The following is a 12,895-nucleotide window of genomic DNA, read 5'->3' as shown; positions in this document are numbered from 1 at the left end:
GCTCCTTCAAAATTGCATCCGGGCCTGCAACGGACGGGGTTCGCTGGCCAGTCGATCCCGTCGATCAATGGGTATTCTCAATCTCGTCCCACCTCTCGAACACGCCAGGCCGGATTGCCTTTTCTGTTCGATTCGGGACCATCCTCTTGAGAACCCATTACCCAGGAACCGTTTTGACGGTTCCTGGGTAATACGTTCGGAGGAAATGGGCGGGAGAGGAGACCCCTCCCGCCGCATTCCGATATTACTTAACGTCGACCTTGGCGCCGGCGTCCTCAAGCTTCTTCTTGAGGTCAGCGGCTTCAGCCTTGTTGACGCCTTCCTTGACAGCCTTCGGAGCGCCTTCGACGAGGTCCTTGGCTTCCTTGAGGCCGAGACCGGTGATGGCGCGGACTTCCTTGATGACGTTGATCTTGTTGGCGCCGGCTTCGACGAGGATGACGTCGAACTCGGTCTTTTCTTCTTCAACGACAGCAGCAGCAGCGCCACCGCCAGCAGCAGCAACGGCTACGGGAGCAGCTGCAGATACGCCCCACTTCTCTTCGAGCAGCTTGGAAAGCTCAGCAGCTTCCAGAACGGTCAGAGCAGAGAGGTCTTCAACGATCTTTGCGAGATCAGCCATTTTGATAGTTCCTTATATTCGGTTCGAACTTGATTTGGGTATGAACAGCGAAAAACCGCCTTAAGCGGCTTCCTCGTCCTTCTTGGCGTAGGCCGCGAACACGCGGGCAAGCTGGCTTGCCGGTGCTGCAACAACCGTCGCGATACGCGATGCCGGGGCATTCAAGAGGCCCAGCAGCTTGCCGCGAAGCTCGTCCAGCGAAGGCAGGGTCGCAAGCGACTTGACCGCATCCGCAGTGAGCGTGGTTGCACCCATGGAACCGCCCAGAACAATGATCTTGTCATTGGTCTTGGCGAAATCCATGACGACCTTCGGAGCCGTTACCGGGTCTTCGCTGAATGCGATCAGCGTCTGACCCTTGAAGAGATTCGACATCCCTTCCGACTCCGTACCCTGAAGAGCGATCTTGGCCAGACGGTTCTTCGCGACTTTGACGGTGCCGCCAGCAGCGCGCATCTTCGAACGAAAATCGTTCATCTGCGCAACTGTGACACCAGCATAGTGGGCCACGACAACCGAACCAGAAGCCTTGAAGACTTCGTTCAGCTCCGTGACAAATTCGCGCTTTTCCGCTCTTTCCACTGTCTGTCTCCAGTTGACGGGACCGCAATCCTGCAGGCCCCATCGGGTTGCCTTTGCCTCAAGGGATCCCTTGATTAGGACCCCAAGCGACGCTTGAGGATCCTGTCCCCTCGCACTGTCGCCACAGGGGCTCCAGGCACAAGGCACACTAGGCTCGAACCGAACTCAAAAGTGCGAGGCACTTTATAAATCTCGGGTCTTACCCGTCTCATGCAGGCATCAAGTGATTAAGGTCGAAACCACCCGCAATCTCGGACAGGAATTCCCAGGTTTCCCTGGGAAATTCCCGGCCCCGAAGGACCGGGAATTCATGCAGCCCGGAACCCGAAGGCTCCGGACGAAACTTTTAGATCGTTACCGTCGACGGATCGATCTTGACGCCCGGACCCATGGTCGAGGAGATCGCTACCCGCTTGAGGTAGTTACCCTTGGCGCCAGCCGGCTTGGCCTTGATGACGGCGTCAGCGAAAGCCTTGATGTTCTCTTCGAGAGCCTTGGCTTCGAAGGAGGCCTTGCCGATACCGGCGTGGATGATGCCGGCCTTTTCGACGCGGAACTCGACAGCGCCGCCCTTGGAAGCCTTGACGGCACCCGCGACGTCCATGGTGACGGTTCCGACCTTCGGGTTCGGCATCATGCCGCGCGGGCCGAGAACCTTACCGAGACGGCCGACGAGCGGCATCATGTCCGGGGTGGCGATGCAGCGATCGAAGTCGATCTTGCCGCCCTGGACGATTTCGACGAGTTCTTCAGCACCGACGATATCCGCACCGGCTGCCTTGGCTTCGTCAGCCTTGACGCCACGTGCGAAAACGGCAACGCGAACGTCACGGCCGGTGCCGTTCGGCAGGTTGACCACGCCGCGGACCATCTGGTCTGCATGACGCGGATCGACGCCGAGGTTCATCGCGATTTCAACGGTTTCGTCGAACTTGGCGATCGCACGTTCCTTGACCATCGAGATGGCGTCGGTGAGCGCTACGAGCTTGGTCGGATCCACGCCTTCGCGGATCTTCTGAATACGCTTTGCAAGCTTTACCATGTTAAGCCACCACTTCCAGGCCCATGGCGCGGGCAGAGCCCTCGATCATGGCCATTGCGCCTTCGAGATCGGCCGCGTTCAGATCCTTCATCTTCGCCTGGGCGATGGTCTGGATCTGAGCCTTGGTCAGGGTGCCAGCCTTGGCGCCCTTGCCCGGGGTCTTGGAACCCGAGGTGATCTTCGCTTCCTTCTTCAGCCAGTAGCTGACCGGAGGCTGCTTCATCGCGAAGGTGAAGGACTTGTCCTGGAAATAGGTGATGACGACCGGGATCGGCATGCCCTTTTCCATTTCCTGCGTGGCGGCGTTGAATGCCTTGCAGAATTCCATGATGTTGATGCCGCGCTGACCAAGTGCAGGACCGATCGGCGGGGACGGATTGGCCGACCCTGCCTTTACCTGCAGCTTGAGGTGGCCCATAACTTTCTTAGCCATAACTCTCTGCCTTTCGAGAGACCGGTTACCCGGCTCATTAGAGACCGGTTTCCCGGTCCGATATGCCGGCTTTCGCCGGCGGCTGCGGTTGCGTGGTTCGGTCAGAATGCCCGGCTAAGGCACCATTCCTCCCACGCGCTTGCGGCAAACGCCGCGCGAGACCCACCGAATAAACGGCAGGCCTCAATTCGAAACTGATCAGACCTTTTCGACCTGAGCGTATTCCAGCTCGACCGGGGTCGCACGGCCGAAGATCGAGACCTCGACCTTGAGGCGCGAACGCTCCTCGTCGACATCCTGAACAGTGCCGTTGAAGGACGCGAACGGACCGTCCGATACGCGAACCTGCTCGCCGATCTCGAAAGTGATCGACGACTTCGGCCGCTCGACACCTTCCTGGACCTGGCCAAGGATGCGCTCGGCCTCGAAGTCCGGAATCGGAACCGGCTTGTTGTCGGAACCGAGAAAACCGGTGACCTTCGGCGTGTTCTTGATCAGGTGGTAGGCTTCGTCGGTCAGGTTGGCCCGGACCATGACGTAACCCGGAAAAAACTTGCGCTCGGAATCGACCTTGCGGCCGCGACGCACTTCGACCACCTTTTCGGTCGGCACGAGGATCTTCTCGAACAGATGTTCAAGCCCCTTCTGGCGAGCCTTGTTCTCGATGTCCTCAGCCACCTTCTTCTCAAAATTAGAATATGCGTGGACGATGTACCAACGCGCCGCCATCTTTATTCTCCAGAAATCAAACGCTGACGTTCAGTACGAGACGGAGCAACCATCCCATGAGCTGGTCTGCAGCGAAGAAAAACAGCGCGGCGAACACAACCATAACCAGAACCATGGCCGTGGAGATCATGGTCTCGCGACGCGACGGCCAATGGATTTTCAGCGCTTCGGATCGAACCTGGCGCAGAAACGTAACTGGATTGGTCTTGGATGCCATTGATTGCCCACGCAATTACGGCGCGTAAAGCTGAACTTGCTCAGCCCCACGCACCGCGTGTCTGTTTTGACCTACATAAACACCCCTTCCCCTTTACACAAGAGGGAAAACAGTGTTCGATGAAATTTCGCCGTTTTGCACGGCGGCCATTTCCCGACAATTCCGCTGCGGATAATCTCGCGCCAATCATCTGAAAGTGGCAGGGGCGGCCGGGCTTGAACCGACGACCTGCGGTTTTGGAGACCGCCGCTCTACCAACTGAGCTACACCCCTTCAACCTTGGCGGAACGTAAAACCGGAAACTCGGCCTCGCCGCCAACTGGCTAGGCGCTCCCTTTAAGGGGATGCGCTGCGCTTTGCAAGAGCATTTTTGATATCCGGGCCGTTCTACCCGAGCTTTCGGCCGGACCCGTCAGGCGCTTCGGCAAAGCGAGCGCCCGAAAGCGCCGTCCCGGCGCCACCTGCGCTGATTTCCTTGGCCGGACGACCGATCCGCGATGGCTTCCGGTTGATCGACAGAGGCTTCCCCGGGGTCGGTCGGGGGCGATTCGCAACAGGAAGCGATCGATGGCGCCGCGCTACACGAGTAGAATTGATCGCGGACGCGCATTTACGCTTCTTCCGCAATGAGTCACCGTGCGGAGACTTACAGGCTGAGGTGGATGTTTGCCCGCCTCCCCTGCCGGCATCCACCAATGCCACAGTCGGCCCTGACAGCGTCTGGCTGCATCGCGCCTGGCATCGCGTGAGGCTCGGCAATCTGTGATGTGCATGCCCCGCGGCAAAGTCGTTTCCGTTACGAGAGCGAGCTTTTTCAAAAACTGACTCAGGGTGAGCCACCAGATTGACTCAAGGTCAGGGCTTGAAAGCAAAAGGCCCCGCCGTTGCCGGCAGGGCCTTTGCTATTTGATGTCGCTATCGATTACTCGATGATCGAGGCGACGATGCCGGCGCCGACGGTACGGCCGCCTTCGCGGATCGCGAAGCGCAGCTTTTCTTCCATCGCGATCGGAACGATCAGCTCGACTTCAACGGTGACGTTGTCGCCCGGCATGACCATTTCCGTGCCTTCCGGCAGCGATACGATGCCCGTCACGTCCGTCGTGCGGAAGTAGAACTGCGGACGGTAGTTGGTGAAGAACGGCGTATGACGGCCGCCTTCTTCCTTCGTCAGGATGTAGGCTTCGGCCATGAACTTCTTGTGCGGCTTGACCGAACCCGGCTTGCACAGAATCTGGCCACGCTCGACGCCGTCACGGTTCACGCCGCGAACCAGAGCGCCGATGTTGTCGCCGGCCTGGCCCTGGTCGAGCAGCTTGCGGAACATTTCAACGCCGGTCACCGTCGTCTTCGAGGTCGGGCGGATGCCGACGATCTCGACTTCTTCGCCGACCTTGACGATGCCGCGCTCGACGCGGCCGGTCACGACCGTGCCACGACCCGAGATCGAGAACACGTCTTCGATCGGCATCAGGAACGGCATGTTGATCGGACGCTCAGGCGTCGGGATGTAGGCGTCGACAGCAGCCATCAGCTCGCGGATCGAATCTTCGCCGATCTTCTTGTCGGAATCTTCAAGAGCGGCCAGCGCCGAACCCTTGACGATCGGAATGTCGTCGCCCGGGAAGTCGTAGGACGACAGAAGTTCGCGCACTTCCAGCTCGACGAGCTCGAGAAGCTCGGCGTCGTCGACCTGGTCGACCTTGTTGAGGAACACGACGATCGCCGGAACGCCGACCTGACGGGCGAGCAGGATGTGCTCGCGGGTCTGCGGCATCGGGCCGTCGGCAGCCGAGCAAACCAGGATCGCGCCGTCCATCTGCGCCGCACCGGTGATCATGTTCTTGACGTAGTCGGCGTGGCCGGGGCAGTCGACGTGGGCATAATGGCGGGCCGGCGTCTCATATTCGACGTGCGCCGTCGAAATGGTGATGCCGCGAGCCTTTTCTTCAGGAGCCGCGTCGATCTGGTCATAGGCCTTGTACTCGCCGAAGTACTTCGTGATCGCGGCCGTCAGCGACGTCTTGCCATGGTCAACGTGACCGATCGTGCCAATGTTGACGTGCGGCTTGTTGCGCTCAAACTTGCTCTTTGCCATTGAATGCTTCCTGTGAACATAAGGGTGGACCCGGCGACCGGGTTTGGTGTCGCCGTTTAAGGCTTTCCACTAGAATGCGCAAGACATAATTACGACGCGCGCCCGGACAAGGGGAGCAGGCGAAATCGGCTTGAAAATGCCCCGGGGACGGCCGGTTCAGCACGCGCTCAGTTCAAGATCCAGACCGGCTCCGACTGCGGGCTTCAGCGAATTGGCGAGCGCCGTAAGCGCGAAAAGCCCCGCGGCCGGGTAAGGCCGCGGGGCTCCAGGTCCGCCTTGATGACGCCAGTATAACACAGAAGTTTGTTCCGGGATCGTTTGTCAGCTGCCGTACCTACCGGCGGGGACGTCGCACTGGATGCGCGGCCCAAATCGATGCGAGACCCGCACCTCGTTCCGGTCGATGGAAGCTTCTGGTGTCCCACAAGCACGGCGCAAGCCGCGCAATCGCCGGATCCGCTTCGACAGGGACGCAGGAGAGCGTTGCACCGATTGGCACGCCGTTATTGTAAATCGTTGAGATTATGGAGCGGGTAGCGGGAATCGAACCCGCGTATTCAGCTTGGAAGGCTGCTGCTCTACCATTGAGCTATACCCGCGGTGTGGTGTCCGATCAGAGACGAATGGTGGAGAGAGTTGGATTTGAACCAACGTAGGCTGAGCCAACGGATTTACAGTCCGTCCCCTTTAACCACTCGGGCATCTCTCCAGTTTTTCGTCCGGATCGTGAGACCAAGTTCGTCAGACCTTGAAGCTTGCCGCCCCTTGATCTGCGCCGCGTATATGACCGCCTCGTTCTCGTCTGTCAACACGAGGAAGAAGCAAAAATGACGAAAATAAATCAGTCGCTCTTTCGATCCGCCTCCCCGTCGAGGGCTTTGCCCGGAGAGCGAGGATGGCTATAAGGCCTGATGAGCAAGGACGACAAACAAGACAAATCCACCCGCGACACCCATTATGCGACGCTTCGGCGCGCGGTGCGCGACTCCAAGCGCGAGCGCGGAGAAATTCCGACGCCGCCCTTGAAGCGGCCGAAGTCTAACAAGGACTGGAAGCCGCCGCAGCTTCAGGCGGAACAGGTCTTCCTTTATGGCCTGCACACGGTGCGCGCCGCCCTCGACAATCCCGAGCGCAAGCTTATCAAGCTGTCGGTGACCCAGAACGCCTTCGCGCGGCTCGATATCGGCGAGCCGGAGACGCTGTCCTTTCCGGTCGAATTCGTCTCGCCGCAGGATATCGACAAGGTGCTCGGCCCCGAGGCCATCCATCAGGGCGTGATGCTGGAAACACGCCCCCTGCCCGTCCGCCGGCTGGAAGGCCTGAAAGAGAGCCCGCTTCTCCTCGTCCTCGACCAGGTGACCGACCCCCACAATGTCGGGGCGATCATGCGTTCGGCGGTCGCTTTCGGCGCCGGCGCGGTGATCACCACCCAGAGACATAGCCCGACCGAATCCGGCGTGCTCGCCAAATCCGCCTCCGGGGCGCTGGAACTGATACCTTATATACAGATTACCAATCTCGCCGATGCGATCGAGGAATTGCACCGGCTCGGCTTCCAGACGATCGGGCTCGATTCGGAAGGCCCCGCCCCGCTCGAAGGCACGTTCGCCGGCGGCCGGATCGCTCTGGTGCTCGGCTCAGAGGGCAAGGGCCTGCGGCAGAAGACCCGCGAGACGGTCAACGCGCTTGCCCGTCTCGACATGCCGGGCGCCATCAAGTCGCTCAACGTCTCGAACGCCGCCGCGATCGCGCTCTATGCGACACAGCAGCATCTCGCCAAGGTCGGCTGACCTGCGCCGTTTAGACTCCCAAGCGCGGGGCAAACGTGTCATGGGAAGTCTTACGCAACCGACGTGACCAGCCGCCATGGAATTCATGCTCGCTACATTCGAAAAAGCCGCGCTGCTCGCGGGCAAGGCCATTCTGGACATCTACAGGGCTGGGCCGAACACCAGCTACAAGGCCGACCGGTCCCCGGTCACGGAGGCGGACGAGCGGGCTGAAGAGATCATCCTCGCCGAACTCGCCCGAGCCTTTCCGGAGATTCCGGTCATCGCGGAAGAATCGGTGGCGATGGGACGCATCCCGTCGATCGAAGGGGGCTCCTTCATCCTTGTCGATCCCCTGGACGGCACCAAGGAATTCATCAACAACCGTGAGGATTTCACGGTCAACATCGCGCTGATCGAGAACGGCGCGCCGATCCTCGGCGCCGTCTATGCCCCCGCCCTCAAGGTCGCCTATCTCGGCGGCGGCGGACGGGCGGAAAAACTCGTCGTCGATGACGATTTCGCGGTGACGAGCCGGGAGCCGATCGTCGCAAGGCCGGTCGGGAGCCGGCCGATCTGCGTCGCGAGCCGCTCTCACAATTCCGCCGAGACCGAGGCCTTTCTCGAAAAATCAGGCGCCGCCGATATCCGCAGCATTGGTTCCTCGTTGAAATTCTGCCTGCTGGCAGAGGGTGCCGCCGATCTCTATCCCCGCTTCGGCCGGACCATGGAATGGGACACGGCCGCCGGCGACGCCGTGCTCCGTGCCGCGGGCGGGGCCACGGTCACGCTCGACGGGGCGCGGCTTACCTATGGCAAGACCGGCCGCGCGGACATGCTGGATTTCGCCAACCCCGATTTCATCGCCTGGGGGTCGCGGCCTGGAAACTCCTAGCCGTCGTCCTATTGTCATCACCCGGTAACATTGGCCAGTCAGGGCGGGTTGCCGGGGGTAACGCCCGACCCAGGCCCGTGACAGGCAGCCAAGCCGACGCGTTGCATTCCCTTTCGGATGCGCTTAGGAAACCGCTGCGCGTGCGATTGCCGGATAAGGATGAGGATTATTGATGCGTATTGTGATGGTTGGATCGGGTTATGTCGGCCTCGTGTCGGGAGCCTGCTTTGCGGATTTCGGACATGACGTGATCTGCGTCGACAAGGCCGCCGAAAAGATCGAGGCGCTGAAACAGGGCGTCATCCCGATCTTCGAGCCGGGCCTCGAGGCGCTGGTCGAATCGAACGTCAAATCCCGTCGCCTTTCCTTCACCACCGAGCTCGGCCCCGCAGTGGCCGATGCCGATGTCGTCTTCATCGCGGTCGGCACGCCGTCGCGCCGCGGCGACGGCCATGCCGATCTCGGTTATGTCCATGCCGCCGCCCGCGAAATCGCCGAAGCGCTGACCGGCTTCACCGTCATCGTCACCAAATCGACCGTTCCTGTCGGCACCGGCGACGAGGTGGAGCGGATCATCCGCGAAACCAATCCGGACGCGGATTTCGCCGTCGTCTCCAACCCGGAATTTTTGCGCGAAGGCGCTGCTATCGAGGACTTCAAGCGTCCGGACCGGATCGTCGTCGGTCTTTCCGACGAGCGTGCCCGCGGCGTGATGACGGAAGTCTACCGTCCGCTCTATCTCAACCAGTCGCCGCTCCTCTTCACCAGCCGCCGCACGTCCGAACTGATCAAATACGCCGCAAACGCCTTCCTGGCGATGAAGATCACCTTCATCAACGAGATGGCCGACCTCTGCGAGCGCGTCGGCGCCGACGTCCAGGACGTTTCGCGCGGCATCGGCCTCGACGGGCGCATCGGCTCGAAATTCCTGCATGCCGGCCCCGGCTATGGCGGCTCCTGCTTTCCCAAGGACACACTGGCGCTCGCAAAGACCGCCCAGGACTATGACAGCCCTGTCCGCCTCATTGAAACCACCATCGCCGTCAACGATACCCGCAAGCGCGCCATGGGCCGCAAGGTGATCGCGGCTGCCGGCGGCGATGTGCGCGGCAAGAAGGTCGCCGTCTTCGGGCTGACCTTCAAGCCGAACACCGACGACATGCGCGACAGCCCGGCGATCGCCGTCATCCAGACGCTGCAGGATGCAGGCGCGATCGTGTCCGGCTACGATCCGGAAGGCATGGCAAACGCCAGGCAGATGATGGATATCGAATTCGCCAGCGGCCCCTACCAGGCCGCCGAGGGTGCGGATGTGGCGGTTCTGGTGACCGAGTGGAACGAATTTCGCGCACTCGATCTCGAGCGTTTGAAGTCCGTCATGAAGAGCCCCATCCTCGTCGACCTGCGCAATGTCTATCGAGCGCCGGAAGTCGAAGCGCACGGCTTTGCCTATTCCGGCGTCGGAAAACTGCGCTAGAATAGCCGCCAAGACGGCGGGCCGGCGGGAACCTCGGGCTCAGCCCAAGGATTGTGTCGCATGACCACGCAAGCGAAAATCGTCTGGGCCATGACCGCGGTGCTGACCGCATCGCCGTCTGCGCTGGCCCAGACCCAGCCCCAGACCCAGCCGGTACGTTCTGCCGAACAACACATATCGTGTTCGGCCTTCTATTCGATGCGCAAGATCATGGCCAAGGAGTTCGGCAAGAGCGACACGGCCGAGGGCACCGTTTCCCGTGACGAAGAGCATATGCATGCCGCGCTGGTGATCCTCCAGGACAATCATTATCCGCGGAACGAAACGACGGCGCTTTTCGAGAGACAGACGCAGCAGATGCTGGAAAAGACGCAATCGATGGCGGAAGCCGATTTCGTCGCGCGGGACCAGTCCTGCCAATCTCTTCTGGAGCAATCCAGGCGATAGGCGTTCCGATCGCCTGTTCCTGCCGCCGAAGGCTTTCAAGCCGCGACGTGATTGGGCATATTGCATGTCGATGATGTTTCGCCGTCTCATGCAAACAGGTTTGGGCCAAACAGGTTTGGGCTTGTCTTTGGCCGTCGCTCCCTTTGGCGGGAGCGTCCATGCTGCGGAAGAGACTACCGCCCCCAAATGCCGATACGAGCGCGCGGCGTCGGATGAGATCGGCCGATTGTGCATTCGTCCCGACGCCTACAACGAGGATCTCTGCCATGTCATGGAGCAGCTGGCGGTAACGAACGGGCTGCCGCCGGAATTCTTCGCGCGCCTGATCTGGCGGGAGAGCCTGTTTCGGCCGAACGCGGTGAGCCCGAAAGGCGCGGAAGGTATCGCCCAGTTCATGCCAGCGACCGCGAAAATCCGCGGCCTGCAGAACAGCTTCGATGTCATAGAAGCCCTTGCCGCGTCCTCGCTCTATCTGAGGGCCCTGCGCGACCGTTTCGGCAACCTCGGCCTTGCCGCCGCGGCCTATAATGCCGGCGAAGCCGGGCTGGAAACATTCCTGAAGGTCGGCCGGCTGCCGATCGAGACGCGCGACTACGTGTTTGCGATCACCGGTCACTCAGCGGAGACATGGAGGGACAATCCGCCGAAGACGGCGGCTCAGGCCCTCGCTCCGCAAAAAAACTTCATCGACGGATGCATCCAGCTCGCCGCCACGAGACGTCTCAACGAGACCGTGCTGATCGCATCGGCGGATTGGGCGCCATGGGGCGTGCAGCTTTCCGCGCATTACAATCCGAATATCGCCAGCCAGCTGTTTGCCAACACGATCGGCAGGCTGCCGGCGCCGCTCAACGCGGAACGGGCGCTCGTCGTGCGGCAGAAACGGGGCAATTTCGGCTATCGCCCGCGCTATGCGGCGCGGATCGGTCGTGCCACCAGAGCCGAGGCGACCGATTTGTGTACGAAGATCAGGGCACACGCGGTGCCCTGCACGGTTTTCAGAAACTGAAGCGGCATGAGGCAAGCAGAAGCACGCCTTCCGCTTGCCGCACATGATTCCCGATCAGCAGTTTTGTGCCTGCCCGGGCGCCAGAGTTCCGTCCGCATTGGGCGTTGCGGAGCCGGAACCCTGCGGCAGGTTGTTAGTCGTGGCGGAGCCGGTACCCTGCGACAGATTGTTGGGCGGGCATTTGGAACCGCCGGAATCGCCGGTCGTGCTGCCGGTCGTATTGGAATCAAGCGCGCCTGACCCGCCGCCATTCAGCGGAGTCGTGGTATTGCCGTTGAGCGTGCCGGAACCGGAGCCGCTGGCGCCCGAACCCGGAACGGCTCCGCTGGTTCCCGCAGAACCTGAGCCAGTAGCGCCGCCGGATCCTGATCCGGTTCCCGAGCCCGACTGGGCGACCGCGGCAGTGGCGAGACCGAGCGACAGTGCGCCAACGGTGAGTATCTTTACAAACATTGGGTTTCCTCTCGTGGGACTTTCCAAACATGCCCTACGGCCGTCTAACCCCGCCGACCGCATAAGGTTTCCGAGGTTCTGTGCAGACATCTCAGGCTTGCGGACGATGGCGGGGCAAAAAGTCGCCGCTGACGCAGGCATCAGCCAGGCCCGCCGCAGACGCCACGGCGATCTCGATGAGGAAAAATTGATGCCGGATGCCAGGAAGAGATTTCTCTGCACGTGCGTCTGGTGCCAGAGGGTGTTCGGATCAAAGAACAAGCACGCTCGCTTCTGTTCGTCCAAACATAAATCCGATGAGTTCCGAACTCGAAGGAAGGGGCAACCCGTCAAGGACAGGCCCTCCAACGTCATCTACCTGACCGCCGAGGTGTTCGACGGATGGTTCAGGCGGGCGGCTTAGGAGATGGTCCGAACTCTAAAGCGGCCGCCGAGCACATCGACTGTCACGTTCTTGAGCTCACCGTCTTCTCTGCGAAGCTTAACCCCTTCGCTTGCGATGGCGGCCGAAAGATAGTTCGGATCGCCGTCGACCTCCGCGAAACCTCCATTGGATGATGACCTGGACAGACTAACGGCGAACTCAGTCCCGTCTTCGAGGATCATTGTGGCTTTCATCTTTACCCCCATCAATCCGCACAAACTGACAGGCTATACGCGGGCGTCAAGTCACAGCGACAAGGGCAACTTGCCACGGCGCGCGCTCGTGTCAAGGCACAGGAAATATGCCGCGTAGCTCACCATGAAGCTGTCGAACTTCAGAATGGGTCATGGCTCTCGTGGACCACGGCCTTGCTAGTTCCGTCCCATCATAAGTTACCTCTCGATGGTTTCTGCCATTGAAGACCGCTGCAGTCTGAGGGAAAGCCACTTCTTCGCCGTCAACGTCGTCGTAGATGAAAAACTCTATCTGATAATCCGGAGAACTCGCGCGAGTATCCAACGCAAGTCGAACTTGGCAGTCCTGCCGATAGCCGGCCATGTTCGCGAACACCGCCCGGACGAATTCGGCCGGAGCTTTCAGGTCTGCCATTATCGTTCGCATTGTGGCGTCTGGCGGTAGCATCTTTTTTGGTTCATGTTGCATCCCATGTCGCATGGATTTGCCGGGGCTATGGGGAA

At 60.7% G+C, this 12,895-nt stretch carries 14 protein-coding genes and 3 tRNA genes; 5 read left to right on the top strand and 12 right to left on the bottom strand.

Annotation, left to right across the window (positions count from 1 at the left end; genetic code table 11):
- Nucleotides 1-244: 244 nt before the first annotated feature.
- From rplL to C5J26_RS06495, 10 genes are all read right to left on the bottom strand, one after another.
- Nucleotides 245-622 (bottom strand): 50S ribosomal protein L7/L12, encoded by a 378-nt coding sequence (gene rplL, locus C5J26_RS06540; protein WP_038585827.1) that lies wholly within the window; start codon nt 620-622, stop codon nt 245-247.
- A gap of 60 nt (nt 623-682) precedes the next feature.
- Nucleotides 683-1,240, bottom strand: coding sequence for a 50S ribosomal protein L10 (rplJ, locus tag C5J26_RS06535; protein WP_258718953.1), 558 nt, complete (start codon nt 1,238-1,240; stop codon nt 683-685).
- Between the two features lie 310 nt (nt 1,241-1,550).
- Nucleotides 1,551-2,246, bottom strand: coding sequence for a 50S ribosomal protein L1 (rplA, locus tag C5J26_RS06530; protein ID WP_105401076.1), 696 nt, complete (start codon nt 2,244-2,246; stop codon nt 1,551-1,553).
- Between the two features lies 1 nt (nt 2,247).
- Nucleotides 2,248-2,679 carry a 50S ribosomal protein L11 gene (gene rplK / locus C5J26_RS06525; RefSeq protein WP_037088457.1) on the bottom strand — a complete coding sequence of 144 codons (432 nt, stop codon included), beginning with the start codon at nt 2,677-2,679 and terminating at the stop codon, nt 2,248-2,250.
- A 198-nt stretch (nt 2,680-2,877) separates the two neighbouring features.
- The gene (gene nusG, locus C5J26_RS06520; RefSeq protein ID WP_007770615.1) at nt 2,878-3,408 is read right to left on the bottom strand and encodes a transcription termination/antitermination protein NusG; all 531 of its coding nucleotides are present in this window, start codon (nt 3,406-3,408) and stop codon (nt 2,878-2,880) included.
- Between the two features lie 16 nt (nt 3,409-3,424).
- Complete coding sequence (secE, locus tag C5J26_RS06515; RefSeq protein ID WP_046669638.1) at nt 3,425-3,625, bottom strand: preprotein translocase subunit SecE; 201 nt, start codon at nt 3,623-3,625, stop codon at nt 3,425-3,427.
- Between the two features lie 197 nt (nt 3,626-3,822).
- Nucleotides 3,823-3,898: transfer RNA gene (locus C5J26_RS06510), tRNA-Trp, on the bottom strand.
- 649 nt (nt 3,899-4,547) lie between these two features.
- Nucleotides 4,548-5,723, bottom strand: a complete 1,176-nt coding sequence (gene tuf, locus C5J26_RS06505; RefSeq protein WP_105401075.1) for an elongation factor Tu — start codon at nt 5,721-5,723, stop codon at nt 4,548-4,550.
- Between the two features lie 525 nt (nt 5,724-6,248).
- Nucleotides 6,249-6,322, bottom strand: a tRNA-Gly gene (locus tag C5J26_RS06500).
- 25 nt (nt 6,323-6,347) lie between these two features.
- Nucleotides 6,348-6,432, bottom strand: a tRNA-Tyr gene (locus tag C5J26_RS06495).
- Nucleotides 6,433-6,634: 202 nt separating this feature from the next.
- Between C5J26_RS06495 and rlmB the strand changes: the two genes are divergently transcribed.
- From rlmB to C5J26_RS06470, 5 genes are all read left to right on the top strand, one after another.
- Nucleotides 6,635-7,513: a 23S rRNA (guanosine(2251)-2'-O)-methyltransferase RlmB gene (rlmB, locus tag C5J26_RS06490; protein ID WP_046667712.1), complete on the top strand. Its 879-nt coding sequence runs from the start codon at nt 6,635-6,637 to the stop codon at nt 7,511-7,513.
- 85 nt (nt 7,514-7,598) lie between these two features.
- Nucleotides 7,599-8,387: a 3'(2'),5'-bisphosphate nucleotidase CysQ gene (cysQ, locus tag C5J26_RS06485; protein WP_105401420.1), complete on the top strand. Its 789-nt coding sequence runs from the start codon at nt 7,599-7,601 to the stop codon at nt 8,385-8,387.
- Between the two features lie 172 nt (nt 8,388-8,559).
- Nucleotides 8,560-9,864: a UDP-glucose/GDP-mannose dehydrogenase family protein gene (locus C5J26_RS06480; RefSeq protein WP_105401074.1), complete on the top strand. Its 1,305-nt coding sequence runs from the start codon at nt 8,560-8,562 to the stop codon at nt 9,862-9,864.
- A gap of 60 nt (nt 9,865-9,924) precedes the next feature.
- Nucleotides 9,925-10,311 carry a hypothetical protein gene (locus tag C5J26_RS06475; protein ID WP_105401073.1) on the top strand — a complete coding sequence of 129 codons (387 nt, stop codon included), beginning with the start codon at nt 9,925-9,927 and terminating at the stop codon, nt 10,309-10,311.
- Between the two features lie 73 nt (nt 10,312-10,384).
- Complete coding sequence (locus C5J26_RS06470) at nt 10,385-11,320, top strand: transglycosylase SLT domain-containing protein (protein WP_105401419.1); 936 nt, start codon at nt 10,385-10,387, stop codon at nt 11,318-11,320.
- 54 nt (nt 11,321-11,374) lie between these two features.
- Here the strand turns inward: C5J26_RS06470 and C5J26_RS06465 are convergent, their stop codons facing one another.
- Complete coding sequence (locus C5J26_RS06465; RefSeq protein WP_105401072.1) at nt 11,375-11,773, bottom strand: oxidoreductase; 399 nt, start codon at nt 11,771-11,773, stop codon at nt 11,375-11,377.
- 399 nt (nt 11,774-12,172) lie between these two features.
- A complete protein-coding gene (locus C5J26_RS06455; RefSeq protein WP_105419459.1) occupies nt 12,173-12,379 on the bottom strand; it encodes a hypothetical protein in 207 nt (68 codons plus the stop codon).
- Between the last annotated feature and the right edge of the window lie 516 nt (nt 12,380-12,895).

Origin of the sequence: Neorhizobium sp. T7_12 (genome assembly GCF_002968535.1) — a bacterium.
GTDB classification, from domain to species: Bacteria; Pseudomonadota; Alphaproteobacteria; order Rhizobiales; family Rhizobiaceae; genus Neorhizobium; species Neorhizobium tomejilense.
This window is presented reverse-complemented; position numbering and strand designations above follow the sequence as displayed.